Raw genomic sequence first — 22384 nt, 5'->3', positions numbered from 1 at the left:
ACCAACTTTTGGAGGTCAATATGAAGCAGCTTAAAGATTACGAGAATTTGAATGTACTTCAAAAGAACCGAATAAATGATCGTTCTTATTTTATGTCTTATCAGAATCTAGAGGATGCGCTTAGCTTTGAAAGAGGTCGTGCGCATGGGTTTTTTTTATTAAATGGAATGTGGAAGTTTCATTATGCGAAAACACCCGAACATGCTCCAGAATCATTTTATAAAAATGACTTTGATACTAGTAATTGGGATGATTTACAAGTACCATCAAGCTGGCAGATGCATGGGTACGGAAACCCGCATTATACAAATGTTCAATATCCATTTCCAGTTGATCCTCCCTTTGTTCCAACTGAAAATCCAACCGGTTCTTATCGAAGAGGATTTTATGTGACCGATGAAATGCTGAATGGACTTGTTTTTCTTCGCTTTGAAGGGGTAGATAGTGCATTTCATGTTTGGATCAATGGGCAGTTTGTTGGATATAGTCAAGGGAGTCGTGTGGCTTCCGAATTCGATGTAACAGACTTTGTTCAGGAAGGGAATAACACGATTGCTGTTCGGGTCTATCAATGGTCTGATGGTAGCTATATAGAAGACCAGGACATGTGGTGGCTAAGTGGTATTTTTAGAGATGTGTATTTACTTGCAAAGCCGAAAGTGTATACCCATGACTTCTTTGTAAAAACAAACTTGGATGAAGCGTATAAAGATGCAGAATTACAGCTTCAATCTGTGATCCATTCACCTATTGGTAGTTCAAAAGAATACCAGTTAGAGATTCAGCTTTTTGATGGGAATTTCAAAGAGATTGAAGAAGCGAAAAGAGATATACTAGTTCCGTTAAGCGGGTCAGAAGAAACGAAAATAAATACTAGTATACCGGTAAGTGACCCTTTTAAATGGACAGCAGAAACACCATACTTATATTACTTAGTAATGACGTTAAAAGATAATGAGGGTAGCATCATTGAGGTAATCCCATCGAAAGTTGGATTTAGGCAGGTAGAGTTAAAGAATGGTTTAATCCAGGTAAATGGGGTGCCTGTACTCTTTAAAGGTGTAAACCGTCATGACCATCATCCTGATTTAGGGCGTGCTGTTCCGCTTGATTGGATGAGAAAAGATATTGAACTGATGAAGCAGCATAATATCAATGCGGTACGTACTGCGCATTATCCGAACGACCCAAGATTTTATGATTTATGTGATGAATATGGCCTATATGTTATCGATGAGGCAGATCTGGAATCTCACGGATTTGACAGAATCGGAAAGCCTCACCAATTAGCTCAGGATCCAGAGTGGAAGGATGCGTTTGTTGACCGAATGAAGAGAATGGTAGAACGTGATAAGAACCATCCTTCTATAATCATCTGGTCACTAGGAAATGAATCTGGATTCGGCCAGAACCATATAGCGATGGCTGAGTGGGCAAAACAAAAGGATCCAACAAGACTTGTCCATTATGAAGGAGAGACTCGTTCGATCATGACCAAGGAGAATAATAATCCAACGCGTTTGCATGAAGCGGCTGACATGTTCTCGACAATGTACACCCCACATGGAATTATGGAACAATTAGGGAGCAGAAATGATTTAGCTCAGCCACATATTTTATGTGAATTTGGTCATGCAATGGGGAATGGACCAGGTGGAATAAAAGAGTATTTTGATTTGTTTTATAAGTATGATCGTCTTCAAGGTGGGTTCGTCTGGGAATGGCTTGACCATGGTATTCGTCAATATACAGATGATGGTGAAGAATATTTTGCATATGGTGGTGACTTTGGAGAAACACCTCATGATGGGAACTTCGTCATTGATGGGCTCGTCATGCCTGATCGTACACCCTCTCCAGCGCTTTTAGAATATAAAAAGGTGATTGAACCTGTAAGGGTTGAAGCGGTTGATCTAGCAAATGGTACTGTTCGCATTCAAAACTTATACGATTTTATTACTTTAAATCACCTTACCATTTCATGGTCTCTCGTTTCAGATGGAAAAGTGATAGATCGTGGAATGGTGGAGATGCCAACGATTTATCCAGGTGAGTCGAGTGAAATTTCAATTCCATTCGCATTGCCAGCTATAAAAAAAACCAATACTGATTACTGGCTTAACCTCCAATTAAATCAGTCGTTTGATACAAACTGGGCGAAAGCTGGACATGAAGTGGCGTGGGAACAATTTGAGTTACCTGTAAATCAATGGATAGAAGTGACTGATAATGGAGTGTATTCTCCGTTGCAAGTAAAGGAAACCGATCATAAGCTCGTAGTTAGCGGAGAATCCTTCGAGTATATCTTTAATAAAATTTACGGGGTACTCGAATCATGGAAGCACCAAGGTATTGAATTGTTAGAGCAAGGTCCGAATGTGAATATTTGGAGAGCTCCAACAGATAATGACAAACTGGGCTTAGATGAATTTAGTGTGAAAAAAGAAGAAGCAGAGTGGCGAAAATTCGGTCTGCATCACTTGCAAAATCGCGTAAAAGCTGTTGAGTATGAGGTAGCGCCAACTAATAACCAAGTGAAAGTATACGTGCAGTCTCGATTTGCTCCTCCGGTACATGCTTGGGGCTTTGAGACAATGGTGACGTATACCATTTCGAAAAATGGCTCAATGAAGATTGATGCAAATGGAAAAAAACAAGGCGAGTCTTCAACTACATTACCTAAGATTGGTCTGCAAATGAAGTTGAAGCCTCAATTAAATCAAGTCGATTGGTATGGTAGAGGACCAGGTGAATCCTATGTTGACAGCAAATTAGCGAATCGCTTTGGAGTTTGGTCAAAGACGGTTGATGAACTACACACACCATATGTCGTTCCTCAGGAAAATGGAAATCGACATGAAGTAAGATGGGCTTCATTAACTGACCTTTCAGGTATTGGGTTACTGGTAGTAGGACATCCTAGCTTTGATTTTAGCGCAAGCTATTATTCAACTGACACTCTTGAAAATGCGAACCATACCTATGATTTAGTGAAGGATGATTTTATCACCTTTAATGTAGATTACAAGCAACAAGGTTTAGGATCAGCAAGCTGTGGACCTGGAGTTTTAGAACAATATCAATTAAAAAATGAGGACTTCCACTTCACAGTAAGCTTCCGTGCTTATTCAAAAAGTGAGCACTCACCAATCGAATTAAGTAAAATGATATAAAACATAACACCTGTCATCATTGGGACGCAGGGACAAGTTCATTGTCCGACCCGGTGATGACAGGTGTTTTTTATTTTTACTAAAATTTAAGTAAAAGTAATTGACCTTTTTTACCAACACCTCTAAAATGAAGATAGAAACAATAGTATTGGAGGCAATCTACCATGGATCTTAAGCAACTTTCAGATAAATTCACTACAATCTTTAACGAAAACGATTACAGAAGCTTCTTCGCGCCCGGGCGCATTAACCTCATTGGTGAGCATACCGACTATAACGGTGGCCATGTCTTCCCAGCTTCCATCACAAAGGGAACTTATGCGCTAGCAAGAAAGCGCCAAGACAACAAAATCAGAATGTACTCATTGAACTTTGAAAAGCTAGGGATAATCGAGTTTGACCTCAACAACCTAGACTACAACAAAGCACATGACTGGGCGAATTATCCGAAGGGCATGCTCCGTTACCTCAAAGAAAAAGGCTACGAGATCACAACAGGTGTGGACGTACTATTTTACGGAAACATTCCAAACGGCGCGGGTCTTTCTTCATCTGCATCCATTGAGCTCGTATCAGGTGTGATGTTTGAAAAATTATTCGACCTGGCAATCGACCGCGTTGAGCTTGTAAAAATTGGCCAACTTGTTGAAAATAAGTTCATTGGTGTCAACAGTGGCATCATGGACCAATTTGCAATTGGAATGGGTAAAAAGAATGCGGGAATTTTACTAGATTGTGATACATTAAAGTATGAATATGCACCATTGGAACTTGATGAGCATCTCATATTAATCATGAACACGAATAAGCGTCGTGAGCTTGCGGATTCCAAGTATAATGAACGTCGCAGTGAGTGTGAACAAGCGCTTTCTCTGCTTCAAAAAGAGCTCGATGTTCAGGCACTCGGCAACATCAGCAGCGATCAATTCGAACAGCACAAGGATCTAATCGAAAATGAAACAATACAAAAGCGTGCAAAACATGCGGTGTATGAAAATGAACGAACACTTGATGCACTTAAAGCCCTCAAAGCTGGCGATTTAATAGAATTTGGTCGCTTACTCAATGCATCTCATACATCATTACGTGATGATTATGAAGTAACTGGAAAAGAGCTTGATACGTTGGCGGAAACTGCATGGGCGCAGGATGGAGTGCTTGGTGCGCGTATGACAGGTGCCGGATTCGGTGGTTGTGCAATTGCCCTCGTCGAAAAAGACAAAGCACAGCAAATCATTGAAAACATCGGAAAAATTTACGAAGAAACTATTGGCTATAAAGCTTCCTTCTATGAAGTAAGCATCGGTGATGGCGCAAAAGAACTATAATAGGGACAAAGGTGTCCCAACTACAAGGAGCGATTCTACTATGAGTATTTTAGTTTTAGGTGGAGCAGGTTATATCGGTTCACATGCCGTTTATCAATTAATTGATGCAAACGAAGACGTTGTCGTTGTTGATAATCTTCAGACTGGCCACAAAGAGGCAGTTCATCCGAAGGCAAAGTTTTACCAAGGCGACATTCGCGACCGTGCCTTTTTACAATCCGTTTTTGAAAAAGAAAGCATTGACGCGGTGATCCATTTTGCAGCGAATTCACTTGTTGGTGAATCGATGGTCGAACCGTTAAAATACTACGACAACAATGTGTACGGAACACAAATTGTGCTCGAAACCATGAAAAACAATAACGTGAAATATATAGTGTTCTCCTCAACAGCAGCAACCTATGGTGAGCCAAAGCAGGTGCCAATCACCGAGGACATGCCAACGGTTCCTACGAATACGTACGGCGAAACAAAGCTTGCAATGGAAAAAATGATGAAGTGGTCTGAGATGGCGCATGACATCAAGTTCGTGTCACTTCGCTATTTCAATGTGGCAGGTGCGCGAGCAACTGGTGAAATCGGTGAGGACCATGATCCGGAAACACATCTAATCCCGGTTATTTTACAAGCGGCCCTCGGAACAAGAGAGTTTATCACGATCTTTGGTGAAGATTACGATACGCCAGACGGAACATGTATCCGCGACTATATCCATGTTGAGGACTTAATTAACGCACATATTTTAGCATTGAAATACCTCCAAAATGGTGGCGAGAGCAACTATTTTAACCTTGGCAGCAACAGTGGCTTCTCGGTGAAAGAAATGGTCGAAGCGGCTAAAGAAGTTACACAACGTGATATTCCTGTGAAGTTAGGCGATCGCCGTGCAGGTGACCCAAGCATTCTCATCGCATCATCTGGAAAAGCGAAGGAAGTGCTCGGCTGGGAGCCGAAGCGCACATCAATCAACGAAATCATTAAGGATGCGTGGAACTGGCATGTAAATCACCCAAATGGGTATGAAAGCTGAGGGGAGAAACATGAACATTTATGGGACCGTACAACAGCTAACAGAGCAAGCAGTAAAAGTCGGACTCATTGAAAAAGAAGATAAAATTTACGTTCGAAATCAGGTTCTTTCTTTGCTTGGTCTTGAGGACTTTGTGCCAACCGAACATGTCTTACCTGAAAAAGATATCCCAACTTTGGTTGAGGATTTAGTGGACTATGCATGTGAGAACGGAGTCATTGAAGACTATTTTGACGCAAAGGAAATTCTTGCGAGCAAAATCATGAACACGATGATTCCACTTCCATCTGCGGTTACAAACCATTTTTACGAGCTTCATGCAAAAGACCCGGCTGCAGCAACAAAGTATTTTTATGAGTTAAGTAAAAATAGCAACTATATTCAAATGAAGCGAATCGAAAAAAACATTGAATATAAGGTGGAAACAAAGTACGGAGAATTGGATATCACGATTAATCTCTCAAAGCCGGAAAAGGATCCAAAGCAAATTGCGCTTGAAAAAGAGGCAAAAACAACTGGTGAGAAATATCCAAAATGCTTACTTTGTGTGGAAAATGAAGGTTATGCGGGCCGTATCGGTCATCCGGCTCGCTCCAATCACCGCATTATTCCAGTACAACTTGAAGGCGAGAACTGGTATCTTCAGTACTCACCCTATGTGTACTACAACGAGCACTGCATCGTCCTGTGTGAGGACCACCGCGATATGAAGATCAGCAGTGACACATTTGCAAGATTACTTGGTTTTGTTGAAGAATTTCCACACTATTTCCTTGGTTCGAATGCGGATATCCCAATTGTAGGCGGTTCGATTTTAACCCATGATCACTACCAGGGCGGTAACTATGAATTTGCAATGGCGAAAGCTGAAGATGAGATGAAATTTACCTGGGATCGCTACAGCAACATCGAATTCTCAACGGTAAAATGGCCAATGTCTGTTCTCCGTCTACGAAGCAGCGACAAGGAATCCTTAGTTGAAGCGGGAGATCATATTTTACAAGCATGGCGCAAATATAGCGACCCAGAAGTCGATATCATCGCATTCACCGGGGATACGCCACATAACACGATTACACCAATTGCACGAAAGCGAAACGGAAAATACGAGCTTGACCTTGTGCTTCGAAACAACCGCACAAACGACGAGCATCCACTCGGCATTTTTCATCCGCATGCCGATGTGCATCATATTAAAAAAGAAAACATCGGTCTCATTGAGGTGATGGGATTAGCGGTTCTTCCGGCACGACTCAAAACGGAATTACATGAGGTCGAGAATTATTTAATAGGTGAAGCGAATACTATCAACCCGATCCACCAGGAGTGGGCGGACAAGCTAAAACCATTCAATCCAACAAAAGACAATGTCCACGATCTAGTGAAGCGTGAAGTCGGTAAAAAATTCATGCGGGTGCTTGAGGATGCCGGTGTCTACAAGCGCGATGATGCAGGCCAAGCGGCGTTTAAGAGATTTATAGAGTATATAAAAGGTTAATTTTTACTAAAAGAAGGTGAGTATATGAAGATTTCGACAGACACATTTGGAAAAATAGATAATCGATCAGTTCATGCATATACAATTGAAAATAACAATGGGATGTCGTTTCGTTGTATTAATTACGGTTGCATCATAACTGATATCATTACACCTGATAGGGATGGTAACCTGGAGAACGTTGTTCTGGGTTTTGATCACCTTGAGGACTACTTACAACACTCTCCTTATTTCGGAGCAATTGTAGGTCCAGTAGCCGGACGAATTAAGGCGGGGCAATTTGAACTGGATGGAACTGTCTATCATCTCGAGAAAAATGAGAATAACAATCATTTACATGGTGGTGAAAAAGGCTTTAGCAATCTCATTTGGGAAGCAGCGGTAATTGAGCAACAGGATGAAGCAGGTGTAGAATTTCAATATGTAAGACAAGATGGTGAAGATGGATATCCAGGGACAGTTACTTTTAAAGTAACATATATCTTGAACAATCATAACGAACTCAAGATTACGATGTCTGGTATTTCAGATAAAAATACCATTTTAAATCTTACCAACCATACGTATTTTAATCTTTCCGGTAATGTAACGGATGATATTCTCCAACACGAATTAACACTAAAGAGTGATCGTTTCCTGGAGTTAAATGATGAATTGCTTCCAACAGGCAATATGCTTGAAGTAAAAGGAACGTCATTTGACTTCCAAAATGGCAGAAAGATTGTAGAGGGGACAGCTGCAGATCACCCACAAAACATATTAGCTGGTAATGGTTATGATCATCCATTTCTATTAAATAGTAATCAAAATCAAGAAATCCAGCTAAGCGATCAAGAATCTGGAAGAACTCTTATTGTTGAAACAAATCAACCAGCTGTAGTTGTCTACACAAGCAATCAGTTAGAAGGTAACTTTGAAATAAGAGGAGTAAAGGCCAGACCGTATCTCGGAATATGCTTAGAAACACAAGGGTTACCGGATGCTATTAATCATCCAAACTTTCCATCCGTCGAAATCAAAAAGGGCGAGAAATACTATTGGGAAACGAAGTATACATTTTTAACTAAATAGCGACATAAATGCGACTCAAATTCGTTACAAGTATACAAAATTCACAAAGAAAGAAGGTGAACCATGGCAACGATTAAAGATATCGCCGAAAAAGCGGGTGTCTCCATTGCGACAGTATCGCGGGTTCTCAATTATGATGCTAGCCTTTCCGTCGGTGATGACACGAAAAAGAAAATTTTTGAAATTGCTGAGGCGCTTTCGTATAAGAAGCGCCCCTCCAAAAAGTCACCTTCTGCACGGATTGGAATTCTTCTTTGGTACACCGAAAAGGAAGAGCTTAACGATCTTTACTACATGTCGATTCGACTAGGGGTTGAACAACGCTGTGAACAGCTTGGTATCAAAACAGCCAACTTTTACAATAGCATTGAGAGCATGAAGCAGGAGGAGCTTCAGGGGATTATTGCGGTTGGTAAGTTCAGCACTTCCCAAGTTGAAGACTTATCAAAAATGACCCAACATCTCGTGTTCGTTGATTCTAACCCAGACGAGGATGTTTACGATGCAGTTGTGGTTGATTTTGAAAAAGTAACGCGAACAGTGCTGAAGCATTTCATCGACAAGGGACATACGAACATTGGCTATTTTGGTGGTCGCGAGGAGTACAAAGACCACTCAGCGGAAATCGAAGAAATCAGGGAGAAAACATTTAAGTCTTATCTATCAGAAGCAAATCTTTTAGATGAAAGTAACCTATATATTGGCAGCTTTACAGTAGAGGATGGATACAAACTTATGAAGCAGGCAATTGAAGAAAAAGGCGAAGACCTACCTACAGCCTTCTTCGCTGCCAATGACCTACTTGCAATCGGAGCGTTGCGTGCGCTTAATGAAGAAAAGGTCGATGTACCTGACCGTGTAAGCCTCATTGGCGTCAATGACATCAGCGTGTCCAAATACGTTTTCCCGCCGTTATCAACGGTGAAGGTCCATACCGAAGTCATGGGTGAAACAGCCGTCGATACCATCCTTGAACGCATCGAAGGAAGACAAATTGCCAAAAAAATATTCATCACTACACAATTAGTAATAAGGAAAACCTAGTCCACTCGACTAGGTTTTTCTCGTCGTATGTCATAGCGGTATAGCACACCGCGTATTTCAATAAATAGTTTATCGAAATAGAGCCACTCGATATACCGTCAGGTCAAGAAACGATAAATGGTATATCGGAAAAGGGTTAATCGATATGTCGTCAGGTCGAATATCAATAAGTGGTAAACCGAGAAAGAGTTAATCGCTCTACCGTACTTCCGAAAAACGATAAGTGGTATATCGGAAAAGGGTTAATCGATATATCGTCAGGTTAAATATCAATAAGTGGTAAACCGAGAAAGAGTTAATCGCAATACCGTGCTTCCGAAAAACGATAAGTGGTATATCGTAAGTGAGTTAATCGATATATCGCAGGTGGAATATAAAAAATTGGTATAACTGAACATGGTTCTTCTACACATACCGCTCCTGTTAACAATAAAAGACAAACCGATCATTCACTTTTCAGTCTCCTAACAAGCACTTCTGCCTCGTACAATATACGGAACCTATTCTCAATAACACACCCTATTTAATAGGAAAGAAAGAGTGCAAAACTCCCCACAATAACTGCGAAAAACCAAGAAACCTTAGTCCAATCCTCTCATTTTCCTAGTAATTCTATTTCTGATTTTCTTACACAAAACTCCAGAATGACAAAAAATGGGCGCTCTTTTACAAATCTATTACTTATTTTTAGAGGTCCTCGACTTTTACCATCCATCAGGAGTGAAAAAGCTTACAAAAAGCAACAACCTCCAACGTACATGTCAAGTTACATTTATATTACAAAAGTTAATGACAAAAGGACTATTTTCCTACTAAATGTAATAAAGTGCTTCAAGAGACTTGAATTCGAGATATTATGTCGTGATGTATCAATGTTCTTCAGTTTTATGGAATGACTAAAGGTACTAGTTTAATAGTACACCTTAGGTAGTAAGCGAGTCCGGTAGTATGAATGATTTGTAGAAAAATGTAGATAAAACAGGTCTTTCGTATTGGTTTTATAGTTAATTGAATATTCTGTAGAAATTGACCTAATCCGAAATATCGGGTAATTTTTAGTATATATTTGGAAAAAATGTGAACGTATTCTGTAAGTTTTGCCCTATATACAGGCATTCCACTATAAAAACTTATTTACGATAAGCAGGTGATTATTATGGGAATTAACGTTTCTGCTGCCATTTCCCAAGCAAACCAACTTCGCAACTATGCCTCACAACTTCGGAATCTAAAAAGCTCTCTAAATGGATTTAAAGGGAATATCAACTCAGCCTGGCAGGCGACGGAGGTTCAGTATATCAATCAAGCCATCGCCGAGATCAACCGTGAACTTAATCAGATTGCCTCAAAGCTTGATTCAGTCGCGCCAGATATTATCTCGGTCGCAAACCAGATCAAACGTGAAGAAGAGGCAGCTGCACGTGCGGAAGCTGAAGCGAGACGGAAAGCTGAAGAGGAAGCGAGAAAAAGAGCTGAATTAAATGGACCATATCCACGCTTTTGATTGATGAGAGGTTCAAGAAAAGATGGCAGAGACAATATGTTACGAAACTAAAATAACGAGTTTTTTTATCTAATAGATTATGTTTCTTTAATGGGTTAGTCAAGAAGTGTGATATAGCCCTTCTTTGGTTTACCTTTGTCATCGGTGCATTTATGACTTTATTCGTGGGTGATGTGTTACGAATACATAGCCGATTGAGTCTACTGTCAATTTCATCCCAACGGGGGATTATCAATGAGTAACTCAAATAAAGATAATAGCCCATTTAACCCTTTTAAATTCTAATGTAGTTAAAACCAATATCGCATCCGCGGAACACATGATGAAAGGAGAGGTAGACTTTGTCAGTAATTAAAATAAAAACAAATTATGTCTTAGATACGAATCAACATTTAACAAGTGCGTCTACCAGGCTCTGGTCGATCAAAATGGATCTATCTAGTGTCAGGCACTCGATTGATAGTCGCATTACATCGAGACAAAATATTGCAAGCAGACTATCAGAAGCCTATCAAAAGGCCGGTGAAGTACAAAATAAAATAAAACAGGTAGAGACCTTTATTCAGCAAGCAGCACAGCGTTATAACAGTACGGAAAATAAAGTCTGCAACCAGGCAAAAGATATCGTAGAAAATAATGGCTGGAAATATGACTTGGCTCGTAACGCCACGATCGGTGCGGGAGCTGCGGTCTTAAATTCCAATAAACTATTACGTGTTGGAAAAGGACTCCAGTTTCATATGTATAAGAAAAATGGGCAGACCTTTATCAAACTAATGGGAGACAAGATTAAGAATCTTAGAGATTTTGAGAAGTACTACGGTCTCCTTAAAGAAGGTCTGGGTGGAACGGCGAAGTGGACACGTGACTATGTAACAAACCTTGTGAATAAAGGGGTTCCTCTTTATCAAAAAGGGGACCCTGGACGGTTTTATAATAAAAACGCGAGTAAGCTTATTAATTCAAACTTTGAAGCGTTTGATGATGCCATTAAGCGTGTTGATGATCCATTTCATAAAGTTGCAGGACGTACATTTGTTGATGAAATGAAGGTTTGGGAAAGCTTTACAGGGTGGAAGGATGCGACGAACCTTACTAGATTTGGTAAGGGTCTTGGGATTTTAGGTATAGGTATCGATGTTTATAGTAATTTTGACGAAAACATTCCAAAAGATGCTCAGGGTAACCGCGTATACACCACAGAAAATCTAAAAGAATTTGCGATTGATACAACTGTTGATATCGGGGCTGGTGCTGCAGCGATGGCCACAGGTGCTGCAGCAGGTTCCTTTTTCCTTCCTCCTGTAGGAACAGTTGTTGGTGCAGTAGCTGGTACAGTCGCATATGGGGCCATAAACTGGAAGGTATTTGGTGATAAAAGTATTGTTGATATCGCAAAAGATGGAGCAAACGCTGCATTCGATAAAGCCGTAGAGTGGGGCGGAGAAGCAGCAGATTTCATTGGAAATACTGCGAAAGAAGTAGGTAAAGGAATCGAAGAAACAGCCGAAAAAGTGGGAGATTTCATCGGTGGTATTGGGAAGAAACTGGATGAAGTATTTTGGTAGGAGATGAAACAATGCTAAAAGACGCAAAAGAAGAGGATTTACACATTATAAAAGTAGTTGCACAACATCGATTAAGACCGGATAAAATCACAGGTTTCTTTTGGCTGACTCTCATCTTTAGTGGGATCATGGTCGCCTTTACATCATTAGCATTAAGCGAGAGTCCAGTCATAACGAATCCAATCTGGCCAACCGTTTATAAAATCCAGATTGCCTTGTTTGTTTTAAACATAATTGTTGCTCTTTTCTTTACACCCGAAAAAAATGCATACCGTTATCAACGCCTTCAAGCTGTTTTCCTAAGCTTATTTGGTTTGAAGTTATCGATTGATTTCTTCCCGTTTTATTTCCTTGCAGCTGAGGATAAAATGGCGCCAGGTTACATGAACATCTTTGGTCTCATTATTCTTTTAGGCGGGCTTGTGTTAACTGTTTATGCCACTTTACGAGCGTTGAAAAGAGTCCAAAAGGGAGAATTTCGAAAAGACGGTAACGGACTCTATAATTTCAAGGAATCGAAATCACAGATAAACGTTCCAGTTATATTTGGAGCAGTCATGATCGGCGGAGCTATTATTCAGCTTGCATCAGATGCCCAAACCACCATTTCAAGCATGATTGGTGTTTTGTTTGTCTTACTTCTTTGTACAGTACTTCAATATGCTATTGCGTTAGTGTGGCCGGAATTTCTAATTCTAACGTTAAGTAAATTTCAATTCGAATCATATCGTGTCCCACCAAGAAAGAGAAAGAACTTAAGTCATAAGGTACAAACCAATGGTAAGAAGGTTAAGAGGTAGTTCTAATCTGAAAGGCGGTCTACATTCTTGGTTTTTATCATTAAACCCATTCAATTTATATGCTTGTTCTTTGCGATGATGTTTTATATCGACGTACTGGAACAAATCTATCAAGGGAACTTAACAAGTGGCTTCATTATGCTTGTGATACTACTTCTAGCAACCATATTCATTTTAAAATGGATTAGCAAATATCCGACTGCTTTCTTTGGCATGTTTTTCGTTAATGGGATGCTTAGTTTAATTTCCTTTATGGTCATACTGTATATCTTCTTTTTCATAACAGGCACCCGTTCCTTCGGCGATGGTATGAGTCTCACGATGCTTTTTGTAGGAATGCTACCCATCATTTTTTGGTGGAATTTTAATATTTTAGAAGTGTTTAGAAAAAAGGAACGTTCGTGAAATGAAAAAATAGGGGGGATCGAATAATGAAAGTGAAAAGAAGTCCTGTCACCTTCCATAATGTGATAAGTACGAAATCAAGAAGCAAGGTTAGCGAATGGCATCAAACGGCAAAGCAATTTCGTAACGCCATTATTCGAAACGAACTGTACAGTACAGGACCGATCATATATCGTGTTTCGAACTTTTCAGAGGATACACAGGAAGCAGACTATACGTTTTACATACCGGTGAATGCACCAGTCAAAATGGCTGATAATGATCGCTTTGAATTTACAAGTGTCCTAGAGTTTGAGGATGGTTTAAGTTTTCGACATGCCGACCTGGATGAAGACATCGAAATTGCCTATGACCTACTTCGAGAGGCTGCAGAAGCAAATGAACTCGAGTTAGAGGAGCCATTCTACAATATTTTTCTAGATGTGTACGGATCAGGAATCATTGATGTGTATGCACCAATCGTGAAGGTGTCTGCTAATGATTAATCCGAATGACTCAATCCGTTATACAAATGTGATTTCGAAAAAGTTCCGGTTTCATTACCATGAAATGAATGCGGTCATGAATGGCTTTTTCCAGGATGTTGCGAAGCTTGGCGTCACAATGAAAGGCCCATTCTTCTATTCAATCAACAATGTGCCGATGGATGAAATAGTCCATGCCGAATTATTTATGCCGATTCGTGAGGACGCTGCACCAGTTCACGACGATTTTGAATTTCACAGCTATTTTAGCATCGAAGAGATGGCTTCAATTTGTCTACATAAGGAATTTGAAAAAAATACACAGGTTGCATACCATATGTTGTTTTCATACATCGAGGAATCCAATCTACGACCAATCACCCCGATTTTTCATGTGGTTTCAGGGGATGAAAATTTTAGATATATGTTCATTAAAATAGGGCATGTCCCTAAGGTTTCGGAAGAAGTTGTTTAAAAAAGGAACCATTTTTGTCTAGCTCCAGCGCCTAGCCAGTTTTCACCTTGTATGGGCTTCTGTGAGAATCTTGCGAGAAGCTTTCGGCAACAAGCAAAGCTTGTTCCTGCGAAGAATATTCTAAGAAGCCTTCCTTAGTGGTTTGAGCAGCTCGAGGTCACAAGACGTTCCGTCAAGAAGGTCAAAGAACGACCTTCTAGCCGGCCCGTCTTGTGCTTGTCGGACTTGCACAGGACAAGGAAAGCTTCGGCAGCATAATCACCGCACGAAGAAAATGCTGTGCATTTTCGAGGATGTGCTGACATCGACGTTTGCCACAGGACGTGGCAGTAGTTAGTCGATGATCCATATTAGGCGCTTGTGCATTTGTTATAAGGGAGAGATTTGCTTTGATATTAACTCTATTTGATCGGGAAAAGGCTTTTACATTTGTGCTGCCAGAGCGCATTACTGGGCGTTATATTTTAACGTCTGAGGATGCGCATGGAAAAGCAGCGGATATGATGGCTATTGAGGCGGAGGACGGCAAATGGTTTTTGAAGTCCAACAAATCCGCGTTTCTAACGAATGACAAGCAGGAGACGCTTGTTAAACAGGAAATTGAGCCATTTAAAACATACACGATATCCCGTAATCATGATGCATCAGCGCTTTTATATGTGGAGCCGCCGACAAGTGATCGAAATGAGTATACAAAGCACGAGGTGACGGGAAGCAGCATTCGTATCGGCCGTGGCAATGACAGCCACATCCGGTTCTCAAATAAGCTCGTATCCAGCTCCCACTGTGTAATTCAGTATGATGCACAAGGTCATGCTATTATCCGCGACAACAATAGCTCGAACGGAACGTATGTCAACGGAGAACGTGTGACGGAAAAAGTTCTCTCAACCGGTGATGTTATTTACATCATGGGGCTAAAAATTATCTACAACGGCAAGCTGCTCTCATTGAATAACCCGCATCAACTGGTATTTTTAGACCGCAATGCCTTTCGTCCGTTTGAGGTGCAAAAGCCAATTATTGAAGAAGAGGAACCTCTGGACGATTTCGAAACGGAAGAAATAAATGACGACCTGTTTTATCGTTCGCCACGTTTTAAGCGAGATATAAAAAGGACAGAAATTCGAATCGACCCGCCGCCTCAACAACGCGACCTTGATGAAACACCATTGATGTTCATGCTCGGACCATCGCTCACAATGGGGATGGCGTCCCTCTCCATGGGGTTGTTCACGTTAAACAACGTGTTGGCACAAGGCGAGCCAATCAGTCGCGCGATGCCGACATTAATCATGTCGTTCAGTATGTTAATTGGAACCGTACTTTGGCCGATTTTAACGAAGCGCCATGAAAAAAAGCAACGCATCAAGCATGAAGCAAAACGTCAGGAAAAGTACTCGAAATACATTGAAGAAATGGCACAGGTGATTGAAGAAGAATGTGTTCGCCAAAGTGAAATTCTTCATGAAAACCATGTCGCACTGCAAAATCTGATTTCACGGATTACGATGCGAAAAAGAAATCTCTGGGAGCGTGCCATTGGGCAAGACGATTTTCTCAAGGTTCGCCTTGGAATCGGTGATCTCCCGTTAAACGCTGAACTGAAATATCCTGAGAAAAAATTCACATTGGAGGACGACAATCTCCAGGATGAGCTTTATAAATTGGTAGAAGCACCGCACATCTTAAAACAGGTGCCTGTGACCTTAAGCTTTGTCGAGGAATATGTCAGCGGTGTGATTGGGCGTCGCAATCGTGTGCAGGACTTTGTGAAGGGACTCATTTTTCAATTAACGGCTCTTCACAGCTATGACGAGCTCAAGCTTGTGTTTCTTTACGATAAGGATGAGGAAGAGTATTGGAAGTTTACGAAATGGCTTCCGCATGTGTGGGATGAGGGAATGCAAATTCGTTTTATCGCAACAGATGCAACCGAGGTAAAAGAGCTTTCCGCTTATTTTGAAAAAGAAATTGCCTATCGCGCGGAATTAGATGAGGAACAGTTAAAGGACCTTGACCAGCATTATTTGATTTTTTCAATGAGTAAGTCGCTCGCGTCAAGGGCCGAGATGTTCAACCTTCTTTTAGAGGAGAAAAAGAACATCGGAATTAGCCTTGTTACTTTGTATGATGAGCTTAAAAACTTGCCGAAGGAATGTACGATGGTTGTTGAACTTGCAGACGATATGTCGAAGATTTACGACAAGGACGACATTTCCGGTTCGTACACAGCATTCGATGCGGAATTTTATGAGCGTGAAGATGCGGAGGAGGTTGCGATTCGCTTAGCCAACATCCAGCTTGCATCCTCTGTTGAGGCATACACCTTACCAGATATGATCACTTTCCTTGAGATGTTTGGGGTTAGTAAAATTGAGCACTTGAACGCGCTCACTCGCTGGAAGGAAAACAACCCCGTGCTCTCCATTGAAACGCCAATTGGGGTCGACACGATGGGTGAGTTGTTCAATCTAGACCTTCATGAAAAATACCATGGTCCACACGGACTCATTGCGGGAATGACAGGGTCTGGTAAATCTGAGTTCATCATGACTTTTATCTTGTCACTTGCAGTCAACTATCACCCGGACGAGGTTGCGTTTATTTTAATCGACTACAAGGGTGGCGGAATGGCAAATGCCTTTTTAAATCTGCCGCATCTAGCAGGTACGATAACAAACCTAGATGGAGCCGCGGTGAAACGCTCATTGATTTCGATTCAAAGTGAGCTGAAGCGTCGCCAGGCGATTTTCAGTGAGACGAGTCGACGTATGAATGTGAGTAATATTGATATTTATAAATACCAAAAGCTGTATCGCGAGGGGCAAGTATCTGAGCCACTCCAGCATTTGTTCATGATTTCAGACGAGTTCGCCGAGCTTAAAACCCAGCAGCCAGAGTTCATGGAGCAGCTGGTGAGTGCGGCACGTATCGGCCGAAGCTTAGGTGTCCATTTGATATTAGCCACACAAAAACCGTCAGGTGTCGTGGATGATCAAATTTGGAGTAACTCGAAGTTTAGAATCAGTCTGAAGGTACAGGAAAAAGCAGATAGTATGGAGGTCATCAAGCGACCAGATGCTGCCGAACTTTCACAAACTGGTCGTTTTTACCTGCAGGTTGGCTATAACGAATTGTTCGAGCTTGGTCAATCCGCATGGGCTGGGGCACCCTATTACCCAGCTGAAAAAGTGGAAAAATACGTGGATGAAAGCATAAGCGTCATTGATCACTTAGGTCGCGTCATCAAGAGTGCGAAGATTGACCGCAGAACAATGGTGAAGAATCCACCGAAACAAATTGATGAAGTGACCAAGTATTTAGAAAGTCTAGCAAAACAAGAAAATATCACTGTGAATCAGCTATGGCTTGAGCCAATACCTGCAAAGATTTATTTGGATCAAATAGCTGAAAAATATCCGGCAGTCACAACGAATCGCTTTGAGTTAAACCCGGTGGTTGGGGAATACGACGATCCGGCAAACCAACGCCAAAATGTGATGAGACTACCAATCACGCAGGATGGCAATACTATCATTTATGGGGTAGCGGGAAGCGGGAAGACGACGTTTGTTGCGTCAATCATGTACTCACTCATGGAATCTCATACGCCAGACGAGCTGAATGCGTATTTACTAGATTTTAGCTCAGAAACGTTAAGCTGGTTCCGTGAAGCGCCACATGTTGGGGATGTTCTTTTATCCCATGACAGCGAGAAGATTGATAATCTCTTTAAAATGATGAATAGCGAGATTGAGAGACGTAAAAAGCAGTTGTCCAATTATGGTGGAGACCTGCAGACGTATAACCGTTTGTCTGAAGATGGCCTGCCATCGATTGTGATTGTGATTCATAACTACGCAGCGTTTTCTGAAATGTACGAGGGGCACGAGGAAACGATTTCCTACCTCACCCGTGAAGGTACGAAATACGGGATTTATTTTATCGTCACAGCTGCTCATACCGGTGCGGTGCGGTACCGCTTAATGCAAAACTTCAAACAGCTATATGTGCTTCAGCTTAATGACACATCTGAATATTCAGCGGTGCTTGGAAATGTCGATGGCGTTTTCCCTTCGAAGCATAAAGGCCGAGGTATTTTCAAAGCTGACGAGGTGTATGAGTTCCAGGTTGCCTTGATTACCGACGGTGTCGAGGACATGTATCAATACATCACCGATTACTGTCGCAACTTGCGCGACAATTGGGGCAAAAGTGCTGCGAAGCGAATTCCAGTCTTACCGGAAAAAGTCGATATCGAGTATCTGAAAGATGAAATTCGTTACAACAAGTCTCATAAACTACCTGTTGGGGTTGAAAAAGATTCACTTGCCGTTACATATTTTGATTTCGGTCAATCTTTTGTGAATCTAGTATTGGCTAGCAGTAGTGAGTCAACTGCAGGCGTGATGCAGGGAATTTCTGAAATCGTTCATATGAATGAGAAAAACGAAGTCATCGTGCTTGACCCGAATGCGGAGCTTGTTGAGATGGGCGGAAAACATGTGTCGAGTTCAACGGATATCGAGGACACGATCGTTTATCTGTTTAACACATTAGTCTTCCGCAACAACACAACAAAGGATGCAATTGAAGAGGGTGCAACACCACCAGTGTTCGAACCGATTTACTGTATCGTTCATTCGTTCAACGACATGATGCTGCTGTTATCAGATGATGGTCAGGATAAGCTGAAAGTATTTTTAGAGCGAATTGACGGGCTCAATGTATATATGATCATCTCCGACCGCGCCGATTCCTTGAATTCTTTCGCTTTCGAGCCTTGGTTTAAAAAGCAGGTTTCGTTAAGCGACGGAATCTGGGTTGGAAACGGCATAACCGATCAGTATTTAATGAAAGTTTCAAAGGTCACAAACAGCATGTATCAAGAAATCCCAGAGGACTTCGGATACGTGCTCACAAAAGGAAAACCAAAGTTAGTCAAACTTTTAAGAGGTTCGGCAGTTCGTGAAGAGGAGGCGGTTTACCATGGATAAAGTGCTGGTCGAGGTATTTATCCCGGCCTCTGGCGAATCCTACGACGTCTTCATTCCGGCCCAAAGCAAGCTCTATGAAGTTACATTTCTACTCGCAAACACCATGACGGAGCTCTCTGGCGGCTACTTTGTCGCAACCGACACGACAGTCGTCTGTGACCGCGAAACCGGCACAATCTTTGACATCAACAGGACCGTGGAAGAATTAGGATTTATAAATGGGAAGAAACTGATGCTGGTATAGGGTGGGTTTGGAACATGCCAAAACCCAGCCAAACCGCATCAACCAAGTGGCAATAGACACTTTTTATAAGCTAACAAAGTCTTTTAAGTTAGGAAGGTGCCAAATGAGGTTACAAAAGAGGGTAGTTTTATTCCTTCTTCTATTCATTCTCATAATAGGAGGAACAGGGTGTATGAGTTCAAGTAGCGCGAGTACCGAAGAAAAAGCCATTCAGTATTTAGAAGATAAATATGATAAAGAGTTTGAAGTATTACATGCGAAAGAAGGCAGCAAACTTTTTGAGAATCTATATGGTGGAGATATTGTAACCGTACACCCAAAAGGTGAGCCTGATACTATTTTTACGGTAAACGGTAGTGAGGAACCATTTACAGAAACATACTTACAGGCTAAATGGGCACAAGAATTGCAGGAAAAACTTAAATCAGATATTGAAAAAGAGCTACCAATCGATACTCCCTATAAAGTCATTATTAGTAATACAAGAATGAGTGACTCATCTAACCAGAATAAAACTGTTGAAGAGGTATTAACCGAAAGCGAGACTGTTCTTGTCAGTATCATGGCCGCTATAAAAACAGAAGGGGAACCAAACGTAAGTCAATATAGCCAAGGAATTTATAATCTTTATAACTTACTAAAAGGTCTTGGAGTTAATAAGTATGTTGTTTCTGTTGGTTTTGTTGATGAATCGGATGATGTAACGGACTTTATACGAACCTCGTATGTAAACAATATGACATGGGAGAATTTGAAGGCGAATGTCCATGGGGTAATTGCAATCGATGATCGAAAAAATCCTGACAATCCAAGTGACCTTGTGAACCCTAAGTTGATTATTACAGATGTAAATAGTGTGGTAGAAAACTATACACCGATTGAGGAGTGATATTTAGTGTCTCTCTCAAATTTATCTGAACAAGAAAAATATATTCTATTACAGCTGTCCTATTTAGATGTCCCGAACTATATTGGGGAAATTTCCGCTGATAGCCCGCATTCCATTCAAGATATTTTGGGATATATCGACTATGACAGCCTACCACCAGGACCCAAGGCTACCTATGATGCAATTGATAAGTACATTTCAACTAACTCAAATACTCCATTAAAGGAAATCACGTTAGTGGGCTATCAAAATAACAACCCTAATAAGGAAACCAACACAGGTGGAGACTCTTATTCAGGATTCGTAGGCTATGCCTTTGCCGACAAGGAAGGAAACGGCACTGCTGTTTTTCGAGGAAGTGAAATGGCTGGAATAGGTGATTTAGCAACCGACTGGGTGTCCAATGTGGAGGCAGGTATCGGAATTACCATTCAGCAGCAAAGAGAGGCAGATGCCTTTTATGAAAGATACATTAAAAAGTTAGATGGAGAACAGTATGTATTCGGACATTCCAAAGGAGGAAATCTGGCCGAATATGTACTCGTAAATAATCTAGAAGATGAAAAATTGACCTCGTATGTTGTGAATGGAGCACCTTTATATTATTGGACGCTTACACAGGCGCAAAAAGATGCTTTAAAGGATCGAAACACCTTCATTGTACATGAAGGGGATGTAGTTTCCTCGCTTGGATATGCTCCATATGTGGATAAAACGGTTGCCGTTAATTCTGAGGATAGTGATCCACAGTATGCACATGGTTTAGACAGCGTGGACTTTACTCCGCAGGGAGACTTCCAAAATGCATCTGATGGTGCATCTCTAGTACGGGATATAGCAAATCCAATTGCCGGAGCCATCGTACTAGCAGCTTCACTTCATCCTAAAGTGTTGGCGTATAGAGCGGCAGCAGCGATTCGCGATGCTACTTTATATATCCTGGATGCAGCAAAACGAGGACTTGAAAAAGCTGTTAACTGGGTTAAAGAAGAAGCAACAAAATTCATTGCGAAGGTAAAAGAATTATCCCAACAGGTCAAGGCAGAAATTAACCAATTTATCACGAACGTAGCCACAAAAGCTGCGATGTTTTTTGTAAAAGTAGTGGCTAAACTCGGTGGTTACTTTCCGGTTGAGCCTTATTTAAAAGTGAATGTCGATCGGCTTTACTATTATGCTCAAAGGCTTGAAAGCATTAAACGTCGTGTGGGTGCACTAAATGACAAAATTGATTCCCTCTATTGGGAGGTTGACTTTTTAGATATGCGGCATGTGTTGAGTGCCGACATTTTAACGTCATTCACACACAGGATCAATCAAAACATTAATTACCTAAATACTGCAGCCCGATTGCTTGAGTCAAACGAAACGAAGTTAGTCGGAAAGGCAAGGATTATTCGATAGGAAAAAATTATAGGAGGTACCCCAATGAAACCTCATGTCCAACGGAAGATTAATAGCATTATAGCTGAAATCAACGCCATCTCGCGGGAACTTGATGAAATCTCTAATGGCCTCAATCGGGAGTTCAAGGGGATTGGCTCTACCAAAAGTGCATCCAGCCTACAGAGTGCAGCAGATAAATACCGAAGGGTTGGCTATAACCTGAGACGAATTTAAGCTCTTAAGCTTGTAAGCTAGCAAACTAGAATAATCGTACCGGTTTTGGCTAACCTTATTGGAGAATGGGAACGAATCTGAGGTTTTCGTACCCGATTGCATGCAGTTTAGGTGAAAAGGGTAACGAAAAATGTCTATTCGTTCCCAATTGGTTGAGATTAGATTGAAAAAGGGTACGCAACGACGTTAATCGTACCCGATTTGATAGATTTTGAGTAAAAAGCGGAACGAAAGCAGGTTATCAGTATATCCGAGAGCCAGAAAGACAGTC

17 protein-coding genes are annotated in these 22384 nt (G+C 41.2%); all 17 read left to right on the top strand.

The features are described from left to right. The first annotated feature begins 20 nt into the window (after positions 1-20). The 17 genes from V7138_RS12575 (at position 21) to V7138_RS12495 (ending at position 22113) form a co-directional block, all read left to right on the top strand. Positions 21-3173: a glycoside hydrolase family 2 TIM barrel-domain containing protein gene (locus V7138_RS12575; RefSeq protein ID WP_335397803.1), complete on the top strand. Its 3153-nt coding sequence runs from the start codon at positions 21-23 to the stop codon at positions 3171-3173. Positions 3174-3337: 164 nt separating this feature from the next. After that, a complete protein-coding gene (locus tag V7138_RS12570) occupies positions 3338-4501 on the top strand; it encodes a galactokinase (RefSeq protein WP_335397801.1) in 1164 nt (387 codons plus the stop codon). A gap of 40 nt (positions 4502-4541) precedes the next feature. Further along, entirely contained in the window at positions 4542-5531 is a 990-nt protein-coding gene (gene galE, locus V7138_RS12565) for a UDP-glucose 4-epimerase GalE (RefSeq protein WP_335397799.1), read from the top strand. Positions 5532-5541: 10 nt separating this feature from the next. Further along, a complete protein-coding gene (gene galT, locus V7138_RS12560) occupies positions 5542-7029 on the top strand; it encodes a UDP-glucose--hexose-1-phosphate uridylyltransferase (protein WP_335397797.1) in 1488 nt (495 codons plus the stop codon). 24 nt (positions 7030-7053) lie between these two features. Next, positions 7054-8100, top strand: coding sequence for an aldose epimerase family protein (locus V7138_RS12555; protein WP_335397795.1), 1047 nt, complete (start codon positions 7054-7056; stop codon positions 8098-8100). 63 nt (positions 8101-8163) lie between these two features. Continuing rightward, positions 8164-9144 carry a LacI family DNA-binding transcriptional regulator gene (locus tag V7138_RS12550; RefSeq protein WP_335397794.1) on the top strand — a complete coding sequence of 327 codons (981 nt, stop codon included), beginning with the start codon at positions 8164-8166 and terminating at the stop codon, positions 9142-9144. A gap of 1156 nt (positions 9145-10300) precedes the next feature. Continuing rightward, the gene (locus tag V7138_RS12545) at positions 10301-10648 is read left to right on the top strand and encodes a hypothetical protein (protein WP_335397792.1); all 348 of its coding nucleotides are present in this window, start codon (positions 10301-10303) and stop codon (positions 10646-10648) included. 341 nt (positions 10649-10989) lie between these two features. Next, positions 10990-12216, top strand: coding sequence for a hypothetical protein (locus V7138_RS12540; protein ID WP_335397790.1), 1227 nt, complete (start codon positions 10990-10992; stop codon positions 12214-12216). A gap of 11 nt (positions 12217-12227) precedes the next feature. Next, positions 12228-13016, top strand: a complete 789-nt coding sequence (locus V7138_RS12535; RefSeq protein WP_335397789.1) for a hypothetical protein — start codon at positions 12228-12230, stop codon at positions 13014-13016. A 27-nt stretch (positions 13017-13043) separates the two neighbouring features. Beyond that, positions 13044-13421 carry a hypothetical protein gene (locus V7138_RS12530; protein WP_335397787.1) on the top strand — a complete coding sequence of 126 codons (378 nt, stop codon included), beginning with the start codon at positions 13044-13046 and terminating at the stop codon, positions 13419-13421. A 26-nt stretch (positions 13422-13447) separates the two neighbouring features. After that, entirely contained in the window at positions 13448-13906 is a 459-nt protein-coding gene (locus V7138_RS12525) for a DUF5085 family protein (RefSeq protein WP_335397785.1), read from the top strand. Then, positions 13899-14360 (top strand): DUF5085 family protein, encoded by a 462-nt coding sequence (locus V7138_RS12520; RefSeq protein WP_335397783.1) that lies wholly within the window; start codon positions 13899-13901, stop codon positions 14358-14360. Before V7138_RS12525 ends, V7138_RS12520 begins: the two co-directional genes overlap by 8 nt. A gap of 389 nt (positions 14361-14749) precedes the next feature. Then, a complete protein-coding gene (gene essC, locus V7138_RS12515) occupies positions 14750-19360 on the top strand; it encodes a type VII secretion protein EssC (protein WP_335397781.1) in 4611 nt (1536 codons plus the stop codon). Continuing rightward, positions 19353-19604 carry a methyltransferase gene (locus tag V7138_RS12510; RefSeq protein ID WP_335397779.1) on the top strand — a complete coding sequence of 84 codons (252 nt, stop codon included), beginning with the start codon at positions 19353-19355 and terminating at the stop codon, positions 19602-19604. Before essC ends, V7138_RS12510 begins: the two co-directional genes overlap by 8 nt. 172 nt (positions 19605-19776) lie before the next feature. After that, complete coding sequence (locus V7138_RS12505; RefSeq protein WP_335397777.1) at positions 19777-20493, top strand: hypothetical protein; 717 nt, start codon at positions 19777-19779, stop codon at positions 20491-20493. Positions 20494-20499: 6 nt separating this feature from the next. After that, a complete protein-coding gene (locus V7138_RS12500) occupies positions 20500-21897 on the top strand; it encodes an Mbeg1-like protein (RefSeq protein WP_335397775.1) in 1398 nt (465 codons plus the stop codon). A gap of 24 nt (positions 21898-21921) precedes the next feature. After that, positions 21922-22113 (top strand): hypothetical protein, encoded by a 192-nt coding sequence (locus tag V7138_RS12495; protein ID WP_057997876.1) that lies wholly within the window; start codon positions 21922-21924, stop codon positions 22111-22113. Positions 22114-22384: the final 271 nt, after the last annotated feature.

The organism is Bacillus sp. JJ1533, assembly GCF_036965045.1.
Taxonomy (GTDB): domain Bacteria; phylum Bacillota; class Bacilli; order Bacillales; family Bacillaceae_L; genus Ferdinandcohnia.
This window is presented reverse-complemented; position numbering and strand designations above follow the sequence as displayed.